The 23,905-nt window shown below is 61.7% G+C and carries 21 protein-coding genes; 6 read left to right on the top strand and 15 right to left on the bottom strand.

Going from position 1 to position 23,905, the window contains the following annotated elements:
• Positions 1–185: 185 nt before the first annotated feature.
• The 15 genes from SOP95_RS25540 to SOP95_RS25470 all read right to left on the bottom strand — a co-directional run bounded on the left by SOP95_RS25540 (position 186) and on the right by SOP95_RS25470 (position 16,662).
• A complete protein-coding gene (locus SOP95_RS25540; protein WP_274077194.1) occupies positions 186–515 on the bottom strand; it encodes a hypothetical protein in 330 nt (109 codons plus the stop codon).
• A complete protein-coding gene (locus SOP95_RS25535) occupies positions 512–1,426 on the bottom strand; it encodes an alpha/beta hydrolase (RefSeq protein WP_323608731.1) in 915 nt (304 codons plus the stop codon). Before SOP95_RS25535 ends, SOP95_RS25540 begins: the two co-directional genes overlap by 4 nt.
• Positions 1,427–1,564: 138 nt before the next feature.
• Positions 1,565–2,842, bottom strand: coding sequence for a flavohemoglobin expression-modulating QEGLA motif protein (locus SOP95_RS25530; protein WP_274077196.1), 1,278 nt, complete (start codon positions 2,840–2,842; stop codon positions 1,565–1,567).
• 32 nt (positions 2,843–2,874) lie between these two features.
• Positions 2,875–3,429, bottom strand: a complete 555-nt coding sequence (locus SOP95_RS25525; protein WP_274077197.1) for a hypothetical protein — start codon at positions 3,427–3,429, stop codon at positions 2,875–2,877.
• 122 nt (positions 3,430–3,551) lie between these two features.
• Positions 3,552–4,268, bottom strand: coding sequence for a TetR/AcrR family transcriptional regulator (locus tag SOP95_RS25520; protein WP_274077198.1), 717 nt, complete (start codon positions 4,266–4,268; stop codon positions 3,552–3,554).
• A gap of 101 nt (positions 4,269–4,369) precedes the next feature.
• The gene (gene lysS / locus SOP95_RS25515) at positions 4,370–5,872 is read right to left on the bottom strand and encodes a lysine--tRNA ligase (protein ID WP_274077199.1); all 1,503 of its coding nucleotides are present in this window, start codon (positions 5,870–5,872) and stop codon (positions 4,370–4,372) included.
• 95 nt (positions 5,873–5,967) lie between these two features.
• Positions 5,968–7,063, bottom strand: a protein-coding gene (gene prfB, locus SOP95_RS25510) for a peptide chain release factor 2 (RefSeq protein WP_109790603.1) whose coding sequence is annotated in 2 segments (ribosomal slippage) — positions 5,968–6,990 and positions 6,992–7,063 — 1,095 coding nt in all. Because the reading frame shifts where the segments join, the coding sequence is not laid out codon by codon here.
• Positions 7,064–7,309: 246 nt separating this feature from the next.
• Positions 7,310–8,311, bottom strand: a complete 1,002-nt coding sequence (locus SOP95_RS25505; RefSeq protein WP_323608729.1) for a PleD family two-component system response regulator — start codon at positions 8,309–8,311, stop codon at positions 7,310–7,312.
• Positions 8,312–8,357: 46 nt separating this feature from the next.
• Positions 8,358–9,368: a chemotaxis response regulator protein-glutamate methylesterase gene (locus SOP95_RS25500; protein ID WP_323608728.1), complete on the bottom strand. Its 1,011-nt coding sequence runs from the start codon at positions 9,366–9,368 to the stop codon at positions 8,358–8,360.
• Positions 9,365–11,638: a hybrid sensor histidine kinase/response regulator gene (locus tag SOP95_RS25495; RefSeq protein ID WP_323608727.1), complete on the bottom strand. Its 2,274-nt coding sequence runs from the start codon at positions 11,636–11,638 to the stop codon at positions 9,365–9,367. The genes SOP95_RS25500 and SOP95_RS25495 overlap by 4 nt, the downstream gene beginning before the upstream one ends.
• Entirely contained in the window at positions 11,635–12,318 is a 684-nt protein-coding gene (locus SOP95_RS25490; protein WP_274077203.1) for a chemotaxis protein CheW, read from the bottom strand. Before SOP95_RS25490 ends, SOP95_RS25495 begins: the two co-directional genes overlap by 4 nt.
• Positions 12,315–13,586, bottom strand: a complete 1,272-nt coding sequence (locus tag SOP95_RS25485; RefSeq protein WP_274077204.1) for a CheR family methyltransferase — start codon at positions 13,584–13,586, stop codon at positions 12,315–12,317. The genes SOP95_RS25490 and SOP95_RS25485 overlap by 4 nt, the downstream gene beginning before the upstream one ends.
• Positions 13,583–14,119: a chemotaxis protein CheW gene (locus SOP95_RS25480; RefSeq protein ID WP_323608726.1), complete on the bottom strand. Its 537-nt coding sequence runs from the start codon at positions 14,117–14,119 to the stop codon at positions 13,583–13,585. The genes SOP95_RS25485 and SOP95_RS25480 overlap by 4 nt, the downstream gene beginning before the upstream one ends.
• The gene (locus SOP95_RS25475) at positions 14,119–15,741 is read right to left on the bottom strand and encodes a methyl-accepting chemotaxis protein (protein WP_323608725.1); all 1,623 of its coding nucleotides are present in this window, start codon (positions 15,739–15,741) and stop codon (positions 14,119–14,121) included. The genes SOP95_RS25480 and SOP95_RS25475 overlap by 1 nt, the downstream gene beginning before the upstream one ends.
• Before the next feature lie 198 nt (positions 15,742–15,939).
• Positions 15,940–16,662 (bottom strand): tellurite resistance TerB family protein, encoded by a 723-nt coding sequence (locus tag SOP95_RS25470; RefSeq protein ID WP_323608723.1) that lies wholly within the window; start codon positions 16,660–16,662, stop codon positions 15,940–15,942.
• A 189-nt stretch (positions 16,663–16,851) separates the two neighbouring features.
• On the opposite strand from SOP95_RS25470, the gene SOP95_RS25465 reads away from it, so the two are divergent.
• The 6 genes from SOP95_RS25465 to SOP95_RS25440 all read left to right on the top strand — a co-directional run bounded on the left by SOP95_RS25465 (position 16,852) and on the right by SOP95_RS25440 (position 23,626).
• The gene (locus SOP95_RS25465; protein ID WP_323608722.1) at positions 16,852–17,766 is read left to right on the top strand and encodes a LysR family transcriptional regulator; all 915 of its coding nucleotides are present in this window, start codon (positions 16,852–16,854) and stop codon (positions 17,764–17,766) included.
• 131 nt (positions 17,767–17,897) lie between these two features.
• The gene (locus SOP95_RS25460; protein ID WP_274077217.1) at positions 17,898–19,355 is read left to right on the top strand and encodes a gamma-aminobutyraldehyde dehydrogenase; all 1,458 of its coding nucleotides are present in this window, start codon (positions 17,898–17,900) and stop codon (positions 19,353–19,355) included.
• 92 nt (positions 19,356–19,447) lie between these two features.
• Positions 19,448–20,599 carry a putative ABC transporter substrate-binding protein YdcS gene (gene ydcS / locus SOP95_RS25455; RefSeq protein WP_323608721.1) on the top strand — a complete coding sequence of 384 codons (1,152 nt, stop codon included), beginning with the start codon at positions 19,448–19,450 and terminating at the stop codon, positions 20,597–20,599.
• A 241-nt stretch (positions 20,600–20,840) separates the two neighbouring features.
• A complete protein-coding gene (locus tag SOP95_RS25450) occupies positions 20,841–21,878 on the top strand; it encodes an ABC transporter ATP-binding protein (protein ID WP_274077210.1) in 1,038 nt (345 codons plus the stop codon).
• 1 nt (position 21,879) lies between these two features.
• Entirely contained in the window at positions 21,880–22,827 is a 948-nt protein-coding gene (locus SOP95_RS25445; RefSeq protein WP_046816459.1) for an ABC transporter permease, read from the top strand.
• Positions 22,817–23,626: an ABC transporter permease gene (locus SOP95_RS25440; protein WP_046816458.1), complete on the top strand. Its 810-nt coding sequence runs from the start codon at positions 22,817–22,819 to the stop codon at positions 23,624–23,626. The genes SOP95_RS25445 and SOP95_RS25440 overlap by 11 nt, the downstream gene beginning before the upstream one ends.
• The last annotated feature ends 279 nt before the right edge of the window (positions 23,627–23,905 follow it).

Here is a 23,905-nt window from a genome sequence, read left to right as displayed (position 1 = left end):
TGAATGTTCAATCGCAATCGCCAGCAGGCTGGCTCCCACATTTAAGAGCGCCAACACCCAATTAGCAGTCTTACATAGTCCCCTGTGGGAGCCAGCCTGCTGGCGATAGCGGTGTATCAATCAACATCAAAGTTGAATGTTCAATCGCAATCGCCAGCAGGCTGGCTCCCACAGTTGATTTGTGTTTACTGCTCGAGCTTCTGCGGGGTTTCCTGCCCCATGCAACGCACGGCTTTTTTCCGCTCGTTGACAAGCACGCCGGTCAGGCCTTTCTGCTCAGTGTCGAACAATACCAACACCCCATCTATGCACTGCGCCACTTGCGCCGCCGGTTCCAGGGAGACTTTGTAGTCTTCGCCGGGCACGGTCTTGAGCATGGTGAATTCGTTGAGCAGCAACGCATCCTCTGGCTTGGCGAAATGCAGGTAGCCGTACCACCACAAGGCAGCGACGGTGCCCAGGATGCTGCAGATACCGGTGATGATCAGCGGGATGGCGTTGCGTTCTTCACTCATTGCGGGCTCTCTGGTGGTTCATTTTCAGAAGGTTCGGGCGCCGGGTAATTGGGGATTTCGCCCAGGCGGCGCAGGCCGTTGAAATGCTGCGGGTCTTCAAGAAAACGCAGCATGACCTTGCGCCACACCGGGTCGGCGAATGTCTGCACGTGACCGCCACGGGTCAGTTGCAGCACTCTCGGCGGCGGCGCAGCTTGATACAGACGGATGCCGTTGGAAAGAGGCACGATCGGATCGTCGATGCTGTGATAGATCAGTTTCGGCACGCCGTTGAGCTGCGCCATGGAATTGATCGCGCTGTCGCCATCCGGCACCAGCCAGGACAGCGGCACCTGGAACGTCCAGAACACCCATGAATTGCTCAGCGCATAGCGACCGACGCTGCGGTAGCTGGCGGGTACGCCATCGAGCACAAACGCCTTGAGCTGTTTTTGCCGCTCGGGGTGTTGCACTAGGTAGTGAACGGCCATCGCCCCACCGAGGCTTTGGCCCAGCAGGATCAGCGGCTTGCCCTTGACCTCGGGGGCCTGGTCGAGCCATTTGAACGCGGCGTCGATGTCCTGATAGATCGCCGGCAGGCTCGGCTCGCCCTCGGACAAGCCGTAACCGCGGTAGTCCACCAGCAGTACCTGATAACCCTCCTTGGGCAACCACCAGCTGCCGCCCAGGTGCATGGGCAGGTTGCCGCCGTTGCCGTGCAGGTGCAGGACGGTGCCCTTGACCTCGACACCCTTTTTCGCCGGCAGCCACCAGGCGTTCAGCTTGAGGCCGTCGGCGGTGGTCAGGGTGACCTCGCGGTATTCGAGCTTGGCTTTTTCCGGGGTGAACAGCTGGCCGGGCTCGGGGTAGAACAGCAGGGAGCTGCAACCGCTCAGCGCCAGGAGAAGGCAGAAGATGCCGAGGATTCTCATCCGTTGAAACCTCGCGATATATGTGAATATCTGACTCTGTAGGAGCTGGCTTGCCAGCGAACGCCGTAACGCGGTTTACCTGCCGCACCGCGTTATCGTTCTTCGCTGGCAAGCCAGCTCCTACAGAAGGTGTCGTGATTAAAGGATATTGGAGTAATCCGCCTCGATCCGGTCCAGGCTCAGGTGGTTGAGGAAGTTGGAGAAGCACATCCACGCCGACAACGCGTTCATGTCCCGAAACTGCTCCGGCAGGTATTTGGGTGGTACCACCAACCCTTCGTCCACCAGCAGGCGCAAGGTGCGCATGTCTTCCAGGGTGGTCTTGCCACAGAACAGCAGCGGTATCTGCTCCAGCTTGCCTTTGCGCACCGCCAGCTGAATGTAGTTGTAAATCATGATGAAGCCCTTGAGGTAGGACAAGTCTTTGGTAAAGGGCAGACCTGTCGGCACCGAGCCGCGGAAAACGCGACTGGCGTTGCTGTAGCTCTCGGGCATTTCGAAACCTTGTTCGCGGAAGAACTCGAACACCTGCAGGAAGTCCGCGCCCTCCTCCACCATGTGAATGGCGCGAGTGCGGTTGGTCAGTTTGCGCAGGCGACTCGGATAGGAGGCGAAGGTGATGATTTCCATCAGGATCGCCAGGCCTTCCTGGGTTACCGTCGACGACGGCGGGCCCTTGGACAGGAAGGTGCAGATCGGCTGGTTCAGGCCGTTGAGCGTGGTGCCCACGTGCACCAGCCCTTCGTGAACCTCCAGGGCGCGCACGTCGCGTTGGTTGAACATCGCGTCGGAGCGGATCTTGATGTAGTCGGCGCCGGCCGCCGCATCGGCGACGATCCCGTCGGATTCGAACACCCGGATGGTTTCCTCGGCTTCGCCAAACACCTTGTTCAGGCGATGCTGCAACATGTCGACCGCATCCTTGGCCGTCAGCGTCTTCGGTTCATCCTTGAGGTCGCCACGACCGTCGATGTTGTTCAGGTATTCGGACAACATCATGCCCAGGTCGGATAACGTCGGGTCGCCGGCATGGAACGCGTCGGACGCAGCGCCGTACAACTCCTGGGAAATCAGGCCAAAATCCTCGGTGCCGCGCGCTTCGAGCATGCGCACCACCATGCGGTATTCCTTGCACATGCGGCGCATGATCTGCCCGACCGGGTTGAACTGACCCAGCTGGCGGGTGATGTCGCGCTCGATGTTCTGGAACTCCAGCTTCACCTTGCTGGAATCGAAAGCCAACGGACGGTTGAGGTAGTAGTCGCGGTCCACCGCCGGCATTTCCTTGCCCTTGGCCTTCAGGAAACCCTTGCGGATGTTGTCGTCCCATTTGACCGCATCGAGGACGCGAATCGGCGTCTGTGCCAGCACAATGCGATCGGACAAAATGCGTATCGACTGCTGGTAATCGTCCACCCGAAACTCCCGTAGAAATCTTCTGTGCTGGTTTACTTGGCTTTGGCCTGGCGCTGGTAACGCACCACTTCGACGAACACATCGGAATTGGCCGGGTCGTCGAGGTAGGCGGACACCTGGTCCATCTGACTGTTGATCAACACGCCATCGCCGTCGTCGGTCTGAAAGCTCTCGCCGCTCAAGACGTTCTGCCCCAGGGCCTGCTTGATCTGTTCGAGGTCGAGGTTGTACACCACCAGTTCATGCTTGTCGGTGAGCTCAAACCCGCCAATGGTGAAATGCCCGCCGAACTGCGCCGGCACTTTCGCCGAAAGATACCAGCGGCTGCCGTGGCGCGACACGGTGAAGGGATAGGCTTCGCGCTCCTTGGGCCTGGCCCTGAAGTAGCTCACCGCCTGATAGTGATTGTCGCCGATGCGCGTCAGTTCCAGGTTGACCGGCTCACCCCAGGCGTTGGTGCTGGTCCATTTTCCGAGCAACCCCTTGGGCACGGGCTCGCTCGTGGGCAGCGGCTCCTTGAAGGTGACCAGGCAGCCACTGAGCAGCAGGAACGACAAGGCGATCACTACGACACGCCAGACTCTCATTCAACACTCCCTTTGAAACAACACTGTCCACTGTAGGAGCAAGCTTGCTCGCGATGGCAGTGTGTCAGACAACAAAGATGTTGAATGTCAGACCATCGCGAGCAAGCTCGCTCCTACAGGGATTAAACCGACGCCAGCACCAAATGCATATAACGCGTCAGTATGCCGAGCATTTCCTCTTCGGCGCCCGGCTCGGCGTCGTTGAGCAGGCCCTGATATTCCATCCGTCCGATTATCGCCGTCAACACTTTGGCATCCTGTTGCGGCTCGTGGGAGCCCAGCACCTGGAAGAGCTGGCAGGATCCCTGCAGCAGGATTTGCTGATGGGAGCGCACCAATTCGGCCAGGCGCGGGTTCAACAGTGCTTCCTGACGGAACGCCTGCTCGGCCATCAAGTGTTCACGACGGGTCACCAGTTGCCGATGAACATACTCGGTCATCAACCGCGCAATGTCGTCCGCCAGTTTTGAACGCGCCTGCGGGCTGCCGTCGCCGCTGGCGATCATGTCGCGCAGCAGGCCCTCGTTGTTCACCCACAACTTGGCCATGTAGGCCGCGCTGCGTTCCACGTATTGGGCGAAGGTATCGGTGAGCAGGTCATCGATATCCTTGAAGTAGTAAGTGGTCGCCGATAATGGCACTTCAGCCTCAGCGGCTACCGCACGGTGGCGCACGGCCCGTACGCCATCACGCACGACGATGCGCATTGCGGCATCGAGAATGTCCTGTCGACGCTGTTCGCTGCCCTGCCGGCTGGCCTTGCGGCCCTGGTACTGAACGCTTTCAGCGACCGCAGTGGCGATACCCGCTGCACCTTCTTGAGCTATTGCAGAGTTCACGACAGGTATTCCTCTCTACTTCAAAAGTAACTATTTGATACGTTTGTACCAGACAGGCAATAAAAAGCCGCCTATTTCAGGCGGCTTTTTAGTTGAAACACTTACGCTTGCGGCCGCATGTGCGGGAACAGGATCACGTCGCGGATCGACGGGGAGTTGGTCAGCAGCATCACCAGGCGGTCGATGCCGATGCCTTCACCCGCCGTCGGCGGCATGCCGTACTCCAGCGCGCGAACGAAGTCGGCGTCGTAGTGCATGGCTTCGTCATCGCCGGCGTCCTTGTCGGCCACCTGAGCCATGAAACGCTCGGCCTGGTCTTCCGCGTCGTTCAGCTCGGAGTAGGCGTTGGCGATTTCACGACCACCGATGAACAGCTCGAAGCGGTCGGTGACGTTCGGGTTCTCGTCGTTGCGACGGGCCAGCGGCGACACCTCGAACGGGTACTGGGTGATGAAGTGCGGCTGTTCCAGCTTGTGCTCGACCAGCTCTTCGAAAATCATCACTTGCAGTTTGCCCAGGCCTTCGAAGCCCAGCACCTTGGCGCCGGCTTTCTTGGCGATGTCGCGAGCCTTGTCGATGTCGTTCAGGTCGTCGGCGGTCAACTCAGGGTTGTACTTGAGGATCGAGTCGAATACCGACAGGCGCACGAACGGCTCGCCGAAGTGGAACACTTTGTCGCCGTAAGGCACGTCGGTGCTGCCCAGGACCAACTGAGCCAGTTCACGGAACAGTTCTTCGGTCAGGTCCATGTTGTCTTCGTAGTCGGCGTAGGCCTGGTAGAACTCCAACATGGTGAATTCAGGGTTGTGACGAGTCGAAACGCCTTCGTTACGGAAGTTGCGGTTGATCTCGAACACTTTCTCGAAACCGCCAACCACCAAGCGCTTGAGGTACAGCTCTGGCGCGATACGCAGGAACATTTCCATGTCCAGCGCGTTGTGGTGGGTTTCGAACGGCTTGGCTGCCGCACCACCCGGGATGGTCTGCAGCATCGGCGTTTCCACTTCCAGGAAGTCACGCTTCATCAGGAAGCTGCGGATGTGGGCGATGACTTGCGAACGCACGCGGAAGGTCTGGCGCACGTCTTCGTTGACGATCAGGTCAACGTAACGCTGGCGATAGCGCTGTTCGGTGTCGGTCAGGCCATGGTGCTTGTCCGGCAGCGGGCGCAGGGATTTGGTCAGCAGGCGCACGTTGGTCATTTCAACGTACAGGTCGCCCTTGCCGGAACGGGCCAGGGTGCCTTCGGCGGCGATGATGTCGCCCATGTCCCAGGTTTTCACCGCAGCCAGGGTGTCTTCGGACAGGGTCTTGCGGTTGACGTAGACCTGGATGCGACCGGTCATGTCCTGGATCACCATGAACGAGCCACGGTTGAGCATGATGCGACCGGCAACCTTGACCGGGATTGCAGCCTCTGCCAGCTCTTCCTTGGTCTTGTCCGCGTACTGTTTCTGCAGGTCATTGCAGTAGTTTTCGCGGCGGAAGTCGTTCGGGAAGGCATTGCCCTTGGCGCGCTCGGCAGCAAGCTTTTCCTTGCGCAGGGCGATCAGGGAGTTTTCTTCCTGTTGCAGGGCTTGCGGGTCGAGTTCTAGGTCGCTCATGTCTTTAAATATTCCATCTGGTTCGTTGTCCCCGGCCTGCGGCCGGGGATCGCCGGCAAGCCGGCTCCTACAGGGGATCGCGGTGTGTCAGTGTATTACAGACCGGATTTCAGGCTGGCTTCCAGGTATTCGTCGATATCGCCGTCGAGTACCTTGTCGCAGTCGCTGCGTTCGATGTTGGTCCGCAGGTCCTTGATGCGCGAGGCATCGAGAACGTAGGAACGGATCTGGTGACCCCAGCCGATGTCCGACTTGGTGTCTTCCAGCGCCTGGGACGCGGCGTTGCGTTTCTGCATTTCCTGCTCGTACAACTTGGCCCGCAGCATTTTCATGGCGGTGTCCTTGTTGGCGTGCTGGGAACGTTCGTTCTGGCAGCTGACCACGGTGTTGGTCGGTACGTGGGTGATACGTACGGCCGAGTCGGTGGTGTTTACGTGCTGACCACCGGCACCGGAGGAACGATAGGTGTCGATCCGCAGGTCTGCCGGATTGATCTCGATTTCCACCTTGTCATCGATCTCAGGGGAAACGAATACCGCGGAGAACGAGGTGTGGCGACGGTTGCCGGAGTCGAACGGACTCTTGCGCACCAGGCGGTGCACGCCGATTTCGGTACGCAGCCAGCCAAAGGCGTATTCGCCCTTGATGTGCACGGTCGCGCCCTTGATACCGGCGACTTCACCGGCCGACAGCTCCATGATGGTCGCGTCGAAACCGCGTTTATCGGCCCAGCGCAGGTACATGCGCAGCAGAATGTTCGCCCAGTCCTGGGCTTCGGTGCCGCCGGAACCGGCCTGGATGTCCAGGTACGCGTTGTTCGGGTCCATTTCATGGCTGAACATGCGGCGGAATTCCAGCTTGGCCAGACTTTCCTCGAGACGGGCCAGCTCGGCGACGACATCGCCCACTGCGCCTTCGTCGTTTTCTTCGACGGCCATGTCCAGCAGGTCACGGCAATCGGCCAGACCGGTGTTCAATTCGTCGAGGGTGTCGACGATCTGCGCCAGCGCAGCGCGCTCGCGCCCCAACTCCTGGGCGTATTCAGGCTTGTTCCAGACACTCGGATCTTCAAGCTCGCGATTGACTTCAGTCAGACGCTCATGCTTTTGATCGTAGTCAAAGATACCCCCGAATGGTTTCGGAGCGCTCGGACAGGTCCTTGATGGTGTTAAGGATCGGGTTGATTTCCATGGCGGGCAGCACTCGTTGGCGAACTTTTGAAAGCCGGCGAGTATACCGGCAAACGGCCGAAAACGGCAGTCCGCCTGGCCGAAAAGACGTGGTTACAGGGGATCTTTGCGATGACGCAGAACCCTGTGGGAGCCGGGCTTGCCCGCGATGAGGGCCTGACAGCCAATACTTTCGTCGACTGACATACCGTCATCGCGGGCAAGCCCGGCTCCCACAGGTTCTATGTCGTTTGGTAGAAATTGCAGATCACTCAATCCCCACCTGATTCCGCCCATTGTGCTTCGCCAGGTACAGCCCTTTGTCCGCCGCCGAGATCAATTCCCGGCAATTGCTGCCTGCCGTCGGGGTGATGGTCGACAGGCCGATGCTGATGGTCAGGCTCGAGCCTTCGGTCGGGGCTATATGCGGGATCTTCAGCGCCGCCACGGTCATCCGTAGTTTTTCCGCCACCAGGCGCGCGCCGCCGAGGGAGGTGTTGGGCAGCACCAGGGCGAACTCTTCGCCGCCGTAGCGGGCCGGCAGGTCGGAAGGTCGGGCGCAGGCGTCACGGATCGCCGCGGCGACCTGGCGCAGGGCTTCGTCGCCTTCCAGGTGGCCGAAGGTGTCGTTGTAGGTCTTGAAGTAGTCCACATCGATCATCAGCAGCGACAATTGGCTCTGCTCGCGCAGCGAACGGCGCCATTCCAGCTCCAGGTATTCATCGAAATGCCGACGGTTCGACAACCCGGTCAGGCCGTCGGAGTTCATCAGGCGTTGCAGCACCAGGTTGGTGTCGAGCAGCTGCTGCTGGCTGACCCGCAAGGCGCGGTACGCCGCATCACGCTGCAGCAGCGTCATGTAGGAGCGCGAGTGATAGCGAATGCGCGCGACCAGTTCGATGTTGTCCGGCAGCTTGACCAGATAATCGTTGGCCCCGGCCGCGAACGCCGCGCTCTTGATCAGCGGGTCTTCCTTGGTCGACAGGACGATGATCGGAATGTCCTTGGTCGCCGGGTGTTTGCGGTATTCGCGCACCAGGCTCAGGCCGTCGAGGCCGGGCATGACCAGGTCCTGCAGGATCACCGTCGGCTTGATGCGCACGGCATGGGCAATGGCCTGGTGCGGGTCGGCGCAGAAGTGGAAGTCGATATTGTCTTCGTTCGACAACCCACGTCGAACTGCCTCGCCGATCATGGCCTGATCGTCCACCAACAGCACCATGGCGGCATTTTCGTCAGTCTTGAAGTCGTCGAGCTGTAATTCATTCATGTGCGTTCACCTGAAACTGCTTGGGCCAGGATTGCTGTTGAGAGGGTCATTTGGGAAAAAGCTCCAGCAAACGAGGCGCTATCTTTTCCAGCGGGCGTATTTCCACAGCGGCATCGATGGCCGCAGCCGCCTTGGGCATGCCGTACACCGCACTGCTCTGCTGGTCCTGCGCGATGGTCAGGTAACCTTGCTGGCGCATGAGTTTAAGCCCTTGCGCCCCATCACGCCCCATGCCGGTCAACAAAACGCCAACCGCATCACCGTTCCAGTAACTGGCCACGCTCTCGAAAAACACGTCGATGGAGGGCCGGTAGATCTCGTTGACCGGTTCGGCCGTGTAGGCCAGGGTGCCGTTCTTCAACAAACGAATATGGTGATTGGTGCCCGCCAGCAGCACGGTGCCGCCTTGCGGCGGCTCGCCCTCCTGGGCCAGGCGCACCTTCAGGCCGCTGGCGCTGCCGAGCCATTCGGCCATGCCGGCGGCGAAGACCTGGTCGACGTGTTGCACCAGCACGATGGCCGGGGAAAAATCCCGGGGCAGGCCTTTGAGCAGGATTTCCAGGGCCGCCGGCCCGCCAGCGGATGAACCGATGGCGATCAGGCTCTGGCGCGGGCCGCTACTGCGCGCGGGACTCGGTGCCGGTCGCTCCCGATTGCCCTTGTCGCCGATCAGCCAGCCGATGTTCATGATCTTGCGCAACAGCGGGGCCGCCGCTTCCTGGGCATTGCCCGCGCCGAGGGCGGGTGTGTCGACCACGTCCAGGGCGCCATGGCCCATGGCCTCGAACACCCGATGCACATTCTGCTGGCGATCGACGGTGACGATGACGATCGCGCAGGGCGTTTCAGCCATGATGCGCCGGGTAGCTTCCACGCCGTCCATCACCGGCATGATCAGGTCCATCAGGATCAGGTCCGGCGTCTGTTCGGCACACTTTCGCACCGCCTCCCGGCCATCGCCCGCCACCCAGATCACCTGATGTGCCGGCTCGAAGGCCAATGCCCGGCGCAATGCTTCCACGGCCATGGGCATATCGTTGACTATCGCGATCTTCATGCCCGTGCTCCTCCAATGAGCTCAACCACTGCATCGAGCAGGGCGTCGTCGTGAAAGCTGGCTTTGGCTAGATAATAGTCGGCCCCGGCGTCCAGTCCACGACGACGGTCTTCTTCACGATCCTTGTAGGACACCACCATCACCGGCAGCGATTGCAGGCGATTGTCCCGGCGCAACAACGACACCAGCTCGATGCCGTCCATGCGCGGCATATCGATGTCGGTGATCAGCAGGTCGAAATCCTCCGAGCGCAAGGCGTTCCAGCCATCCATGCCATCCACCGCCACGGCCACGTCATAACCTCGATTGAGCAACAGTTTGCGCTGCAGCTCACGCACGGTCAGGGAGTCGTCGACCACCAGGATCCGCTTGCGGGCCGCTTCGACGGCCTGGCTGCTGTGACGCGCGATGCGCTCCAGGCGCCCGGTGTTGAGCAGTTTGTCCACCGAACGCAGCATGTCCTCGACATCGACGATCAACACCACCGAACCGTCGTCGAGCAAGGCCCCGGCGGAGATATCCTGGATCTTGCCCAGACGCTCGTCCAGGGGCAGCACCACCAGGGTCCGCTCACCGATGAAGCGCTCGACCGCAACGCCATAAATCGTATCGCGCTCACGGATCACCACGACTTTCAGGGTTTGCTGAGCCAGCTGGTTCGCCGGGCGCTGCAGTAACTGGCTGGCCGCCACCAGCCCGACATGCCGGCCTTCGTGCCAGAAATGCTGGCGCCCCTCGACCTGGACGATATCCGCCGGTTCCAGATCGCACATGCGTTCGATGTGAGCCAGCGGGAAGGCATAGGCCTCGTCGCCGACTTCCACCACCAGGCTGCGCACCACCGACAAGGTCAGTGGCACTTCGAGATGGAAGCGGCTGCCCTCGCCCGCCGTCTGCTCCAGCACCACCGCGCCGCGTAACTGGCGGACCATGTGCTGCACCGCATCCAGGCCGACACCGCGCCCGGAGACTTCGGTGACCCTGTCGCGCAGGCTGAAGCCAGGCAGGAACAGGAACGTCAGCAGCTCCTCTTCACTCAGTTGCGCGGCGGTATCGGCCGGGGACAATTGGCGTTCGACGATGCTGCGCCGCACTTTTTCCAGATCGACGCCATGGCCATCATCGCTCAGCTCCAGCACCAGCAAGCCGGCTTGATGGGAGGCGCGCAGACGGATCACGCCTTCCTCCGGCTTGCCGGCCAACAGGCGTTGTTCCGGGGTTTCGATTCCGTGATCCACGGCGTTGCGCAGCAGGTGCGTCAGGGGCGCCTCGAGTTTCTCCAGTACATCACGGTCGACCTGGGTTTTCTCGCCCTCGATTTCCAGCCGCACCTGCTTGCCGAGGCTACGACCGAGGTCGCGAACCATGCGTACCTGGCCGGTCAGGACATCGGCGAACGGCCGCATGCGACACGCCAGGGCGGTGTCGTACAACACCTGCGCACGCTGGCTGGCCTGCCAGGCGAACTCGTCCAGCTCGGCGTTTTTTTCCGCCAGTAATTGTTGGGACTCAGCCAGGAGCCGGCGGGCATCTTCGAGGGTTTCCCGGGCTTCCAGGCTCAGGGCCTGGTCCTTGAGATGGACGTTGAGGTTTTCCAGGGCCCGCAGGCTGTTACTCTGCATGCGCTTGAGCCGCTGCATGGTGGCCAGGTGCGGTTTGAGCCGCAGGGTTTCCACCAGGGATTTGCTCGACAGATCAAGCAGGCTGTTCAGACGTTCGGCCGTGACCCGCAGCACGCGCTCGCCGTTTTCGGTAGTGCGCCGGGGTTGTTTCGGCGAGACCGGCAGCGGCTCCGGCTCTTCCATCACCGGTGCGGGCGCTTCGAGTTGCAGCTCTGCCATCAGCGGCGCGGCGGGTGCCAGGTTCGCTACCTCGGCAGCCATCGGATCGAGCAAACGCCCCATCAACGCGACATAGGCGTCGATTTCCGCAGGCCCCGACACACTGTTCGGCGTCGCGATGCGCATCAGCAAATCGGTGCCTTGCAGCAGCGCGTCGATGTGCTCCGGGCGCAGGTACAGGCGCCCTTCCTGGGCACTGACCAGGCAATCTTCCATGACATGCGCGACGCTGACGCCGGCATCGACGCCGACGATTCGCGCCGCGCCTTTGAGCGAATGCGCCGCACGCATGCACGATTCGAGATGATCGGCCTGGGTCGGATCACGCTCCAGCGCCAACAGACCTGCGCTGAGCACCTGGGTCTGGGCCTCGGCTTCCAGACTGAACAGTTCCAATAAAGAGGAGTCGCGCATTTGCTCGGGGGTCATGTGAGGCTCCGGGTCACGGCGGACAACAACTGCTGTTCATCCAGCCAACGCAGGCTGCGACCTTTGAATTGCAGCACGCCACGGGTGTACTTGGCACTGGCCTGCGCGCCAGAGCGGGACGCCGCGTCGAGGATGCGTTCGTCGATGGCATGAATCCCGTCCACTTCGTCTACCGGCACCACCACCGGACCGCCGTGGGCGGCAATGATCAGCATCCGCGGCATGACCCGCGCACCAGTGGCCACGCTGCCGACGCTATCGAGCCCCAGCAACTCGACCAACGAGAGGCACGCCACCAGCGCGCCCCGCACATTCGCCACCCCGAGCAAGGCCCGGGAGCGCTGATGCGGCAAGGAGTGAATGGTTTGCAACGGCGCCACTTCCACCAGGCTGCGGGTGGCGAGCCCCAGCCATTCTTCGCCGAGGCGAAACATCAGCAGCGAACGGGTTTGCACCTCGCTCTCGACCTCAACGGACACTGAGCCGCGGTCTTCCTGCTGCAACGCGTAACGGTCCAGCAGACGCGTTGCGGCCGCCGAATACACCGCGCAATTGCGGCAATGGATGTGTTCGATCAGCAGCGGGCAGGACTTGTCGCCATGGATGCCGATACGGTTCCAGCAATCATCGATGGCCTGGGCATCTTCATGGGTGACGCTCAAGGAGTCGGAGGCGATCATCGTTTACGCTCACTGTCAGCGGCGCGCTCGCTGCGGGCGGCGCGGTCCTGCAATCGTCTGGCTCCCGCGGTATCGCCCTGGGATTGCAGCAAGGCGGCAAGGTGCATCAACGCGTCGGCATGTTGCGGTTCGAGGTACAACGCCTTGCGATAAAAACCCTGGGCTTCGAGGACACTGCCGGCGACATCGCTGAGCAGTCCCAGCCAATAGAACACCTGGGCCACCGGTTCGTGGTGGCGCAGATAATGATCGCAGGCGGCGCGGGCTTCGGCACTCTTGCCTTCGTTGGCCAGCGCGGCGACGTTGGCCAGCAGCGCGGCGGCCTCGAAGTTGTTCGGTTTAAGCGGGTGCGATGCCTGCGCAACGCTGGCGAACGGGCGCCGTTGAGTCGGTACCGGCGCAATCCGGCGCACAGGTTGCGGCATCGGCAACGGCGTGGGGACGAATGCCGGCAGAGGTTCGGGCTCTGGAGCGCTATGACGACTGAAGGCAAAGGACTGCGCGATGCCAATCGAGCGCATGCCCAGGCGCCCCAGCAGGCTGCCTTCGGCCGGGCCGATAAACAGCACGCCGTCGACATGGGTCAAGCGCTTGAGCACTTCGAAAACCTGCTTTTGCGTCGGCAGGTCGAAGTAGATCAGCAGATTGCGGCAGAACACGAAGTCGTAGGGCGGCTCGCTGGCGAGCAAGGCCGGATCGAGCAGATTGCCGACCTGCAGGCGCACCTGATCGAGGACCCGAGCGGTGAGTCGATAGCCGTCGTTCTCGGCGCTGAAATAGCGGTCGCGATAAGCAATGTCCTGACCGCGAAATGAATTCTTGCCGTACAACGCACGTCGCGCCTTGTCCACCGACAGCGGGCTGACGTCCATGCCGTCGACCTTGAACTGATGCGGCTTGAGCCCGGCATCCAGCAGTGCCATGGCGATCGAATAAGGCTCTTCACCGGTGGAACACGGCAGGCTGAGAATCCGCAGGGCGCGCATGTTGTTGAGATCGGCCAGGCGTCTGCTCGCCAGTTTCGCCAGGGTGGCGAAGGATTCCGGGTAACGGAAAAACCAGGTCTCGGGGACGATCACCGCTTCGATCAACGCCTGCTGCTCGTCGCTTGAACACTGCAAGGTGCGCCAGTACTCGTCGGCCGTTTGCGCCTGGGACGCAGCACTGCGTTGACGCACCGCACGCTCGATGATCGCCGGGCCGACTGACGTCACGTCGAGGCCGATGCGTTCCTTGAGGAAATCGAAAAAGCGCTGGTCGCTGCTCATCGCTGCGCCTCCAGCCCGGTCAGGTCCAGGGGTGGCGTCGGGTACAACAGCGCACGCACCTGATCGTCCAGCAACTCGGCCACCCGCACCCATTGCAACAATCCCTGGGCATCCTCACGCACGGGCCCCAGATACCGCGCCTGGGGATTGTCCAGGCCATAGGGCTGAAAATCCGCCGGGTCGCAACGCAAGGTGTCGGTGGCCCGTTCCAGGATCAGCCCGAGCAATTGCGCCTCGGCGGTTGCCTCCGGGCGATAATGCACCAGGACCAACCGCGTGCTGGTGCGCGCCTGCGCGGGCGTACCGAAGGTCAATGCGCTGAGGTCGATAACCGGCACCACCGCGCCGCGATAGGCCAATACCCCGGCCACCCAGTGCGGCGCCTGGGCAATCGGCTTCAATGGCAGGCGCGGCAGCACTTCCGCCACCTCGATCGCCTGCAAGGCATATCGTTCGTGACCGATTCGAAACACCAGAAACAGCGCCTGCGCCGCCTGTTTCACGACGACGCGCCTGGCCGTGAGTTCGCTCATCAGACTTTGAATCGCGAGACGCCGCTACGCAGCCCGACGGCCACCTGGCTCAGCTCGTCGATAGCGAAACTGGCCTGGCGCAGGGATTCGACGGTCTGGCTGCTGGCATCGCCCAATTGCACCAGCGCGTGGTTGATCTGTTCGGCGCCGGTTGCCTGGGCCTGCATGCCTTCGTTGACCATCAATACCCGCGGCGCCAGCGCCTGGACCTGATGGATGATCTGCGACAGCTGTTCGCCGACCTGCTGCACCTCGAACATGCCACGGCGCACTTCCTCGGAGAACTTGTCCATGCCCATCACACCGGCCGACACCGCCGATTGAATCTCGCGCACCATCTGTTCGATGTCGTAGGTGGCGACGGCGGTCTGGTCCGCCAGGCGCCGCACTTCGGTGGCGACCACGGCAAAACCGCGACCGTATTCGCCGGCCTTCTCGGCTTCGATCGCCGCGTTGAGCGACAACAGGTTGGTCTGGTCGGCGACCTTCACGATGGTGACTACCACCTGGTTGATGTTGCCGGCCTTCTCGTTGAGGATCGCCAGCTTGGCGTTGACCAGGTCGGCGGCGCCCATCACCGAATGCATGGTTTCTTCCATGCGCGCCAGGCCCTGTTGCCCGGAGCCGGCGGCCACCGAGGCCTGGTCGGCGGCGGTGGACACTTCGGTCATGGTGCGCACCAGGTCACGGGAGGTGGCGGCGATTTCACGGGAAGTCGCGCCGATTTCAGTGGTGGTCGCGGCCGTTTCGGTGGCGGTGGCCTGTTGTTGCTTGGAGGTCGCGGCGATCTCGGTGACCGAGGTGGTCACCTGCACCGACGAGCGCTGGGCCTGGGACACCAGAGAGGTCAGCTCGGCCATCATGTCGTTGAAGCCGGTTTCCACGGCACCGAATTCGTCCTTGCGCTCAAGATTCAGGCGCGTGCTGAGATCGCCCGTGCGCATGATTTCGAGGATTTGCACGATGCGATTCATCGGCGCCATGATCGCGCGCATCAACAGCAGGCCGCAGAGGCCGGCGGCCAGCACGGCGAACACCAGGGAAATACCCATGATGACTTTCGCGGTGATCACCGCATCGTCGATGGCTGCAACAGCCTGGTCTGCCACGGCTTTGTTGTGACGCAGAATTTCGCTGAGCTTCATGCGCCCGGCCGTCCAGGTCGGGGTCAGCTCTTCGTTGAACATCCTGATGGCTTCGGCGTCCTGATTGCGTTTATGCAACTCGGTAACGGCAATCAGGATCCGGTGGTAATCCGCGTGGAGTTTTTCAAAGGCGGCGTACTCGACCTTGTCCTCGTCCGTGGTGACCGTCTGGCGATAAAGCTCCATCTGGTCCAGCAGACGCGCGGAGAAGTCCTTGAAGTCTGACGCATCCTTGGCGGTGAAGCCCTGCCCCTGTTCCAGGCCGAGCATCTCCAGCATCCGCAGATAACTGTCGGACCAGGCGCCGCGCACCATCGAGCTGTAATACAACCCCGGCAGCGCATCCTCACGAACGCTGGCTTCGCTGCTCTCGATCTTCAACAGGCGCGAATACGAGACGACCACCATCAGCAACATGATGGCGATAATTACCGCAAAGCTCGCCAAAATGCGTTGGCGCAACGTCCAGTTCTTCACAGTCAATCCTCGGGGGCATTTCGAAATGCGGGGAGTATAGCCGAGGGCACTGTTTCATTTATAAGACGGTTGCGCCAGTTCTTATCCCGTGGGCAAAAAAGCGTGATTGACAGGATCAAAGTCAAAAGATCGCAGCCTTCGGCAGCTCCTACGCGCCTGTGGGCGCCGCCGCAGGCTGCGATCTTTCAAGGCAGACGCCTACAGGGAAGCCTGGCGAACCTGTTTCTCCAGCTCGGCCTTCAATCCCGGTTCCAGCTTGAGCTGGCGCGCCAGTTCATCGAGGTAGGACTTCTCCATGAAACTCTCCTCATCCACCAGCATCACGCTGGCGATGTACATTTCCGCAGCCATTTCCGGAGTGCTGGCGGCGCGGGCAACATCGCCCGGGTCCAGCGGTTTGTTCAGTTCAGCGTGCAGCCAGTGTTGCAGCTCCTGGTCGTTGTCGAGCTTGCTGAACTCGCCTTCGATCAGCTCGCGTTCGCGCGCATCGACATGACCGTCGGCCTTGGCTGCGGCCACCAGGGCCTTGAGAATCGCCTGGCTGTGCTGCTCGACTTGCGCCGGCGGCAAGCGATCGAGGGTCTGCGGTTCGGTCCTCGGCGCCGTGCCCTGCTGGGCCTGCCAGTTGCCATAGGCCTTGTAGGCCAGCACGCCCAATGCGGCGAGACCGCCATAGACCGCGACCTTGCCCCCGACCTTGCGCGCCTTCTTGTTACCCAGCAGCAGGCCCATGGCCCCGGCGGCCAACGCCCCCCCGCCCGCACCGGAGAGCAGGCTGCCGAGACCGCCCGAGCCTCCGGTGCCGCCGAGTAACCCGCCCAATCCTGCGTTGGACGAGGTGTTACGGGCACCACCGGTCTTGTTCTGCAACATGTCCTGACCGGATTTGAGTAGCTGGTCGAGCAATCCACGGGTGTTCATTTTCCGCCTCCACTAAAAGGTACAACCAGACCTTAAGGCCACCAGCCTAGATCGAAAGTGCCCGAAAACGGCCTGTTAGATTGCTTCCAGATGTTGCTCACGCTTTGCGCAGGTGACTTACAGCTACCCTCTAAAAAAACGATATACACTCGATAAAATCTATAAAACTGCCCACCGGGTACGCTCTTCATGATGACCTTGCGTCAAATCCGTCATTTCATTGCCGTGGCCGAGACCGGCTCGATCTCCGCCGCCGCGCAAACCGCGTTCATTTCCCAGTCCACCCTGACCCTGGCGATCCAGCAACTGGAGCAGGAAATCGGCGTCGGCCTGTTCAATCGCCACGCCAAGGGCATGACCCTGACCCATCAGGGGCACCAGTTCCTGCGCCAGGCGCATTTGATCCTGGCTACCGTGGACAACGCCAAGCGCAGCCTGCAACAAAGCACCGACCAGGTGGCCGGGCAATTGATCGTCGGGGTGACCAGCCTGGTGGCCGGTTACTACCTGGCGGACCTGCTCACGCGTTTCCAACGCGCCTACCCCAACGTCGAAATCCGCGTGATGGAAGACGAACGCCCCTACATCGAACACTTGCTGGTCAGCGGCGAGATCGATGTCGGCGTGTTGATCCTCTCCAACCTCGAAGACCGCCACGCCCTGCAGACCGAAGTGCTGACCCATTCGCCCCATCGGCTGTGGCTGCCGGCCCAGCACCCGCTGCTGGAACACGACAGTATCAACCTCGCCGACGTGGCCCGCGAACCGCTGATTCAATTGAACGTCGATGAAATGGACCGCAATGCCCAGCGCATGTGGACAGCCGCCTCCCTGCAACCGCGCATCACCCTGCGCACCGCCTCGACCGAAGCGGTGCGTAGCCTGGTGGCTGCCGGCCTTGGCGTGTCGATCCAGCCCGACATGACTTACCGGCCATGGTCACTGGAGGGCGACATCATCGAAGCGCGGCCGATTGCCGACCTCAGCCATACCTTGGATGTCGGCCTGGCCTGGCGCCGCGGGACCGCGCGCCCGGCCCTGGTGGACCCGTTCCTGACCGTCGCCCGCGAGCAACCCCACGGCGGGCGCAAGCCATCTATTTAATCGAACGCCGCCTTCAGTATTTAGAATTTGTCGACCTCGGGTCTGCGCACTAGTCTTGATGCATCCATATAAGACGGCCAGCCCCAGTCACAGGGAGCAACATGGCCACACAAGAAAAGAGAACCCGCAAAATGGCTGGCCCGCAGACCCCGTTGTTCACCGCATTGTTGATCGAGGGTGAATTGGTCGCCGGGCAAGGCCGTGTCGAACCGATTCTCAACCCGGCCACAGGCGAAGTCCTGACGCACATCGCCGAAGCCAGCACCGAACAAGTCGAAGCCGCCATCCTCGCCGCCCACCGCGCCTTTGCCGGGTGGTCGCGAACCACGCCGCAGCAGCGCTCGAACCTGTTGCTCGATATCGCCAACGCCATCGAAAAAAACGCCGACCTGCTCGCCCGCCTCGAATCCCTGAACTGCGGCAAGCCGTTGCACCTGGCCCGCCAGGACGACCTGAGCGCCACGGTCGATGTGTTCCGCTTTTTCGCGGGCGCCGTGCGCTGCCAGACCGGCCAGCTCAGCGGCGAGTACCTGCCCGGGTACACCAGCATGGTGCGTCGTGATCCTATTGGAGTGGTTGCGTCCATCGCGCCGTGGAATTACCCGATCATGATGGCCGCGTGGAAAATCGCCCCGGCCCTGGCCGCCGGCAACACCTTGGTGTTCAAGCCATCGGAGCACACCCCCCTGTCGATCCTGGCGTTGGCCCCGGCGCTGGCCGAGATCCTGCCGCCCGGCGTGATCAACATTGTCTGCGGTGGCGGCGAAGGCGTCGGCAGTCATCTGGTCAGCCACCCCAAGGTGCGCATGGTGTCGCTGACCGGCGATATCGTCACCGGGCAGAAAATCCTCCAGGCCGCGGCAAAAACCCTCAAGCGCACGCACCTCGAACTGGGCGGCAAAGCGCCGGTGATCGTCTGCAACGATGCCGACATCCAGGCGGTGGTCGAAGGCGTGCGCACCTACGGCTACTACAACGCCGGGCAGGATTGCACCGCCGCTTGCCGGGTGTATGCCCAGGCCGGCATTCACGACCGCCTGGTGGCCGAACTCGGCGCGGCGGTCAGCAGCCTGCGTTTCGCCGGCAAACGCGATGCCGACAACGAAATCGGCCCGCTGATCAGCACCCGCCAGCGCGACCGCGTGGCCAGCTTCGTCGAGCGCGCCCTCGGCCAGCCACACATCGAACGGGTGACCGGTGCGGCGGTGCATTCAGGCGCCGGCTTCTATTACCAGCCGACGTTGCTCGCCGGTTGCAAGCAAGGCGATGAAATCGTCCAGCGCGAAGTGTTCGGGCCGGTGGTCACCGTGACCCGCTTCGATCAGCTCGAACAAGCCGTGGACTGGGCCAACGACTCGGAATACGGCCTGGCGTCCTCGGTCTGGACCCAGAACCTGGACAAGGCGATGCAGGTCGCCGCGCGGTTGCAATATGGCTGCACCTGGATCAACAGCCATTTCATGCTGGTCAGCGAAATGCCCCACGGCGGGCTCAAGCGATCGGGCTACGGCAAGGACCTGTCCAGCGATTCGCTCCAGGACTACAGCGTGGTGCGGCACATCATGGCCCGCCACGGGCAACATCTCTGACTACGCTAATAACAAGCCGATAGCGGCATGCTTCACCACGTTCACCACGTTCACCACTGCCCCGACCATAATTTGAAGAAGAGGGAAATTCCATGTTCGTGCACAAGACCGCACTGCTCAGTGCAATCACCACCGCGCTGCTGGCCAGTGCCAGTGTCCAGGCCGCCGAGCCGTTGCAGGCTGTCGGTGCCGGCGAAGGGCAACTCGATATCGTGGCGTGGCCCGGCTACATCGAACGTGGCGAAAGCGACAAGGCCTACGACTGGGTGACCGGTTTCGAGAAGGAAACCGGCTGCAAGGTGAACGTTAAAACCGCGGCGACCTCCGATGAAATGGTCAGCCTGATGGCCAAGGGCGGTTATGACCTGGTGACGGCGTCCGGAGACGCTTCCTTGCGCCTGATCGTCGGCAAGCGGGTGCAGCCGATCAACACGACGTTGATCCCGAACTGGAAGAACCTCGACCCGCGCCTGAAAGATGCGCCGTGGTATGTGGTCAACAACCAGACCTATGGCACCCCGTACCAGTGGGGTCCAAACGTATTGATGTACAACACCAACGTCTTCAAGACCGCGCCCGACAGCTGGGGCGTGTTGTTCAATGCCGAAAACCTGCCGGACGGCAAGCCGAACAAGGGCCGCGTGCAGGCCTATGACGGCCCTATCTACATCGCCGACGCGGCGCTGTACCTCAAGACTGCCAAGCCGGAACTGGGCATCCAGAACCCCTACGAACTGACCGAAGCGCAATACAAGGCGGTGCTCGATCTGTTGCGCGCGCAGCAGCCGTTGATCCACCGCTACTGGCACGACACCACCGTGCAGATGAGTGACTTCAAGAACGAAGGCGTGGTGGCGTCCGGGGCCTGGCCGTATCAGGTCAACGGCCTGGTCAACGAGAAACAGCCGATCGCCTCGACCATCCCGAAAGAAGGCGCCACCGGGTGGGCTGATACCACCATGCTGCATGCCGAAGCCAAGCACCCCAACTGTGCCTACAAATGGATGGACTGGTCCCTGCAACCGAAAGTCCAGGGTGACGTGGCGGCGTGGTTCGGTTCGTTGCCAGCGGTACCGGCCGCGTGCAAGGAAAGCGAACTGCTCGGCGCCGAAGGTTGCAAGACCAATGGGTTCGACCAGTTCGACAAGATCGCCTTCTGGAAAACCCCACAGGCCGAAGGCGGCAAGTTCGTGCCGTACAGCCGCTGGACCCAGGACTACATCGCGATCATGGGCGGTCGCTAGTCTGCGCGATCCCTGAAATGAAGTAGATCCCTGTGGGAGCTGGCCTGCCGGCGATGGCGGAGTAACAGGCAACACAGTATTGACGGTGCTGACGCCATCGCCGGCAGGCCAGCTCCCACAGTTGACCACCTCTGTTGCCACTGCCGAGCAAGGCATTCGGCTGTAGTTGACCGTTTCTCGTTTTTTCAGAAGTCCAGGCAGGGCCGCTGCGACGGCCCTCGCCTTTTCGGAGCACCGCACCATGACGCTTGCAGTCCAGTTCACCAACGTTTCCCGTCAGTTCGGCGAAGTGAAAGCCGTTGACCGGGTTTCCATCGACATCCAGGACGGCGAGTTCTTCTCCATGCTTGGGCCTTCGGGCTCGGGCAAAACCACCTGCCTGCGCCTGATCGCCGGTTTTGAACAACCGAGCGCGGGCTCGATCCGCATTCATGGCGAGGAGGCCGCCGGCCTGCCACCGTACCAGCGTGACGTGAACACCGTGTTCCAGGATTACGCGCTGTTCCCACACATGAACGTACTCGACAACGTTGCCTATGGCTTGAAAGTCAAAGGCGTCGGCAAGGCCGAACGCCGCAAACGCGCCGAAGAAGCCCTCGACATGGTCGCCCTCGGCGGTTACGGCGAGCGCAAACCGGTGCAACTGTCCGGTGGCCAGCGCCAGCGCGTAGCCCTTGCCCGCGCCCTGGTCAACCGTCCGCGTGTGCTGCTGCTCGACGAACCCTTGGGCGCGCTCGACCTGAAGCTGCGCGAGCAAATGCAGAGTGAACTGAAGAAGCTGCAACGCCAGCTCGGCATCACCTTTATCTTCGTCACCCACGACCAGACCGAAGCGCTGTCGATGTCCGATCGCGTCGCCGTGTTCAACAAGGGTCGCATCGAACAGGTCGATTCGCCGCGTAACCTGTACATGAAGCCCGCGACCACGTTCGTGGCGGAATTCGTCGGCACGTCCAACGTGATTCGCGGCGATCTGGCGCAGCAGTTGAGCGGCAATCCACAACCGTTTTCGATTCGCCCGGAACACGTGCGTTTCGCCGAAGGCCCACTGGCCGCGCACGAAATCGAAGTCAGCGGTTTACTGCACGACATCCAGTACCAGGGCAGCGCCACACGTTATGAACTGAAGCTGGAAAATGGCCAGACCCTGAACATCAGCCAGGCCAACAATCAGTGGCTCGATACCAGCGCGCAACATCAGACCGGGCAACGCCTCAGCGCACGCTGGGCGCGCGAAGCGATGATCCCGTTGCACGACACCATCGTGGGTGGGGTGTGAAATGACCAGCGTCGCTCTCCCGCAAAACCCGGCCAGTGGCTCGCCGTTGCGCCGATTTTCCAACCTGTTGTATCGCCGGCCGAACCTGTACCTGTCGATGCTGCTGGTGCCGCCGCTGCTGTGGTTCGGCGCGATCTACCTCGGCTCGTTGCTGACCCTGTTGTGGCAAGGTTTCTACACCTTCGACGACTTCACCATGGCGGTCACCCCCGACCTTACCCTGGCCAACTTCGCCGCGCTGTTCCAGCCATCGAACTTCGACATCATCCTGCGCACCTTGAGCATGGCGGTCGTCGTCTCGATCGCCAGCGCCATCGTCGCGTTCCCGATTGCCTACTACATGGCGCGCTACACCACCGGTAAGACCAAGGCGTTTTTCTACATCGCGGTGATGATGCCGATGTGGGCCAGTTACATCGTCAAGGCGTATGCCTGGACCCTGTTGCTGGCCAAGGGTGGCGTGGCGCAGTGGTTCGTCCAGCACCTGGGGCTGGAGCCGGTCTTGCAGTTCATCCTGGGCATTCCCGGCGTCGGCGGCAGTACCTTGTCGACCTCGCACCTGGGACGCTTCATGGTGTTCGTCTACATCTGGCTGCCGTTCATGATCCTGCCGATCCAGGCCTCGCTGGAACGCCTACCACCGTCCTTGCTGCAAGCCTCGGCAGACCTCGGCGCCAAGCCACGCCAGACCTTCATGCAAGTGACACTTCCGCTGGCGATTCCGGGCATTGCCGCAGGTTCCATCTTCACCTTCTCGCTGACCTTGGGCGACTTCATCGTGCCGCAACTGGTCGGCCCGCCGGGCTACTTCGTCGGCAGCATGGTCTACGCCCAGCAAGGTGCGATCGGCAACATGCCGATGGCGGCCGCCTTCACCCTGGTGCCGATCGTGCTGATCGCCATTTACCTGTCCATCGTCAAACGACTGGGGGCCTTCGATGCACTCTGAAAAAGCATCCCTGGGTTTGCGCATTGCAGCCTGGGGCGGGTTGGTGTTCCTGCACTTCCCGATCCTGATCATCTTCCTGTACGCCTTCAACACCGAAGACGCGGCGTTCAGCTTCCCGCCCAAGGGCTTCACGCTGAAGTGGATCGGCGTGGCGTTCTCGCGGCCCGACGTACTGGAAGCGATCAAGCTGTCGTTGCAGATCGCTTCGATTGCCACGCTGATCGCCATGGTCCTCGGCACGCTGGCTTCGGCGGCGCTGTATCGCCGGGACTTCTTCGGCAAGCAAGGCATCTCGCTGATGCTGATCCTGCCGATCGCCCTGCCCGGCATCATTACCGGGATCGCGCTGCTGGCGACGTTCAAGACGCTGGGCATCGAGCCGGGGATGTTCACCATCATCGTCGGCCACGCGACCTTCTGCGTGGTGATCGTCTACAACAACGTCATCGCCCGCTTGCGCCGCACCTCCCACAGTCTGATCGAAGCCTCGATGGACCTCGGTGCCGACGGCTGGCAGACCTTCCGCTACATCATCCTGCCGAACCTGGGCTCGGCGCTGCTGGCCGGAGGCATGTTGGCGTTTGCGCTGTCGTTCGACGAGATCATCGTCACCACCTTCACCGCCGGCCATGAACGCACCCTGCCGCTGTGGCTGCTCAACCAGCTCAGCCGCCCTCGGGACGTGCCGGTGACCAACGTCGTGGCGATGCTGGTGATGATGGTGACCATGCTGCCGATTCTCGGCGCCTATTACCTGACGCGGGGCGGTGAGAGCGTGGCGGGTAGCGGTGGGAAATAACAGACAACTCAGCCACTGAAGAAACCGAATCTTGTAGGAGCTGGCTTGCCAGCGAAAGCGGTGTGTCAGCCGACATCAATGTTGGAGGTGATGGCCCCTTCGCGAGCAAGCCCGCTCCCACATTTTGAGCCGGTTCCTTCAGAGGTAAAACAACAGTTCCAAAGAGGACAGAACCATGCAAACCCAACTCTTGATCAACGGCCAACTTATCAACGGCGAAGGCCCCGCCCAACCGGTGTTCAACCCGGCGTTGGGGCGCGTGCTGGTGGAAATCAACGA

Origin of the sequence: Pseudomonas sp. YuFO8, assembly GCF_035065025.1 — a bacterium.
GTDB lineage: Bacteria > Pseudomonadota > Gammaproteobacteria > Pseudomonadales > Pseudomonadaceae > Aquipseudomonas > Aquipseudomonas putida_AE.
The sequence above is the reverse complement of the archived record's forward strand: the minus strand, read 5'-3'. Positions and strand labels throughout refer to the sequence as shown.

Coding starts and splice junctions, on each gene's coding strand:
- SOP95_RS25540 (WP_274077194.1), bottom strand. CDS start 515: ATGAGTGAAGAACGCAACGCCATCCCGCTGATCATCACCGGTATCTGC.
- SOP95_RS25535 (WP_323608731.1), bottom strand. CDS start 1,426: ATGAGAATCCTCGGCATCTTCTGCCTTCTCCTGGCGCTGAGCGGTTGC.
- SOP95_RS25525 (WP_274077197.1), bottom strand. CDS start 3,429: ATGAGAGTCTGGCGTGTCGTAGTGATCGCCTTGTCGTTCCTGCTGCTC.
- lysS (WP_274077199.1), bottom strand. CDS start 5,872: ATGAGCGACCTAGAACTCGACCCGCAAGCCCTGCAACAGGAAGAAAAC.
- SOP95_RS25505 (WP_323608729.1), bottom strand. CDS start 8,311: ATGAATGAATTACAGCTCGACGACTTCAAGACTGACGAAAATGCCGCC.
- SOP95_RS25500 (WP_323608728.1), bottom strand. CDS start 9,368: ATGAAGATCGCGATAGTCAACGATATGCCCATGGCCGTGGAAGCATTG.
- SOP95_RS25495 (WP_323608727.1), bottom strand. CDS start 11,638: ATGACCCCCGAGCAAATGCGCGACTCCTCTTTATTGGAACTGTTCAGT.
- SOP95_RS25490 (WP_274077203.1), bottom strand. CDS start 12,318: ATGATCGCCTCCGACTCCTTGAGCGTCACCCATGAAGATGCCCAGGCC.
- SOP95_RS25485 (WP_274077204.1), bottom strand. CDS start 13,586: ATGAGCAGCGACCAGCGCTTTTTCGATTTCCTCAAGGAACGCATCGGC.
- SOP95_RS25480 (WP_323608726.1), bottom strand. CDS start 14,119: ATGAGCGAACTCACGGCCAGGCGCGTCGTCGTGAAACAGGCGGCGCAG.
- SOP95_RS25470 (WP_323608723.1), bottom strand. CDS start 16,662: ATGAACACCCGTGGATTGCTCGACCAGCTACTCAAATCCGGTCAGGAC.
- SOP95_RS25465 (WP_323608722.1), top strand. CDS start 16,852: ATGATGACCTTGCGTCAAATCCGTCATTTCATTGCCGTGGCCGAGACC.
- SOP95_RS25460 (WP_274077217.1), top strand. CDS start 17,898: ATGGCTGGCCCGCAGACCCCGTTGTTCACCGCATTGTTGATCGAGGGT.
- ydcS (WP_323608721.1), top strand. CDS start 19,448: ATGTTCGTGCACAAGACCGCACTGCTCAGTGCAATCACCACCGCGCTG.
- SOP95_RS25450 (WP_274077210.1), top strand. CDS start 20,841: ATGACGCTTGCAGTCCAGTTCACCAACGTTTCCCGTCAGTTCGGCGAA.
- SOP95_RS25445 (WP_046816459.1), top strand. CDS start 21,880: ATGACCAGCGTCGCTCTCCCGCAAAACCCGGCCAGTGGCTCGCCGTTG.
- SOP95_RS25440 (WP_046816458.1), top strand. CDS start 22,817: ATGCACTCTGAAAAAGCATCCCTGGGTTTGCGCATTGCAGCCTGGGGC.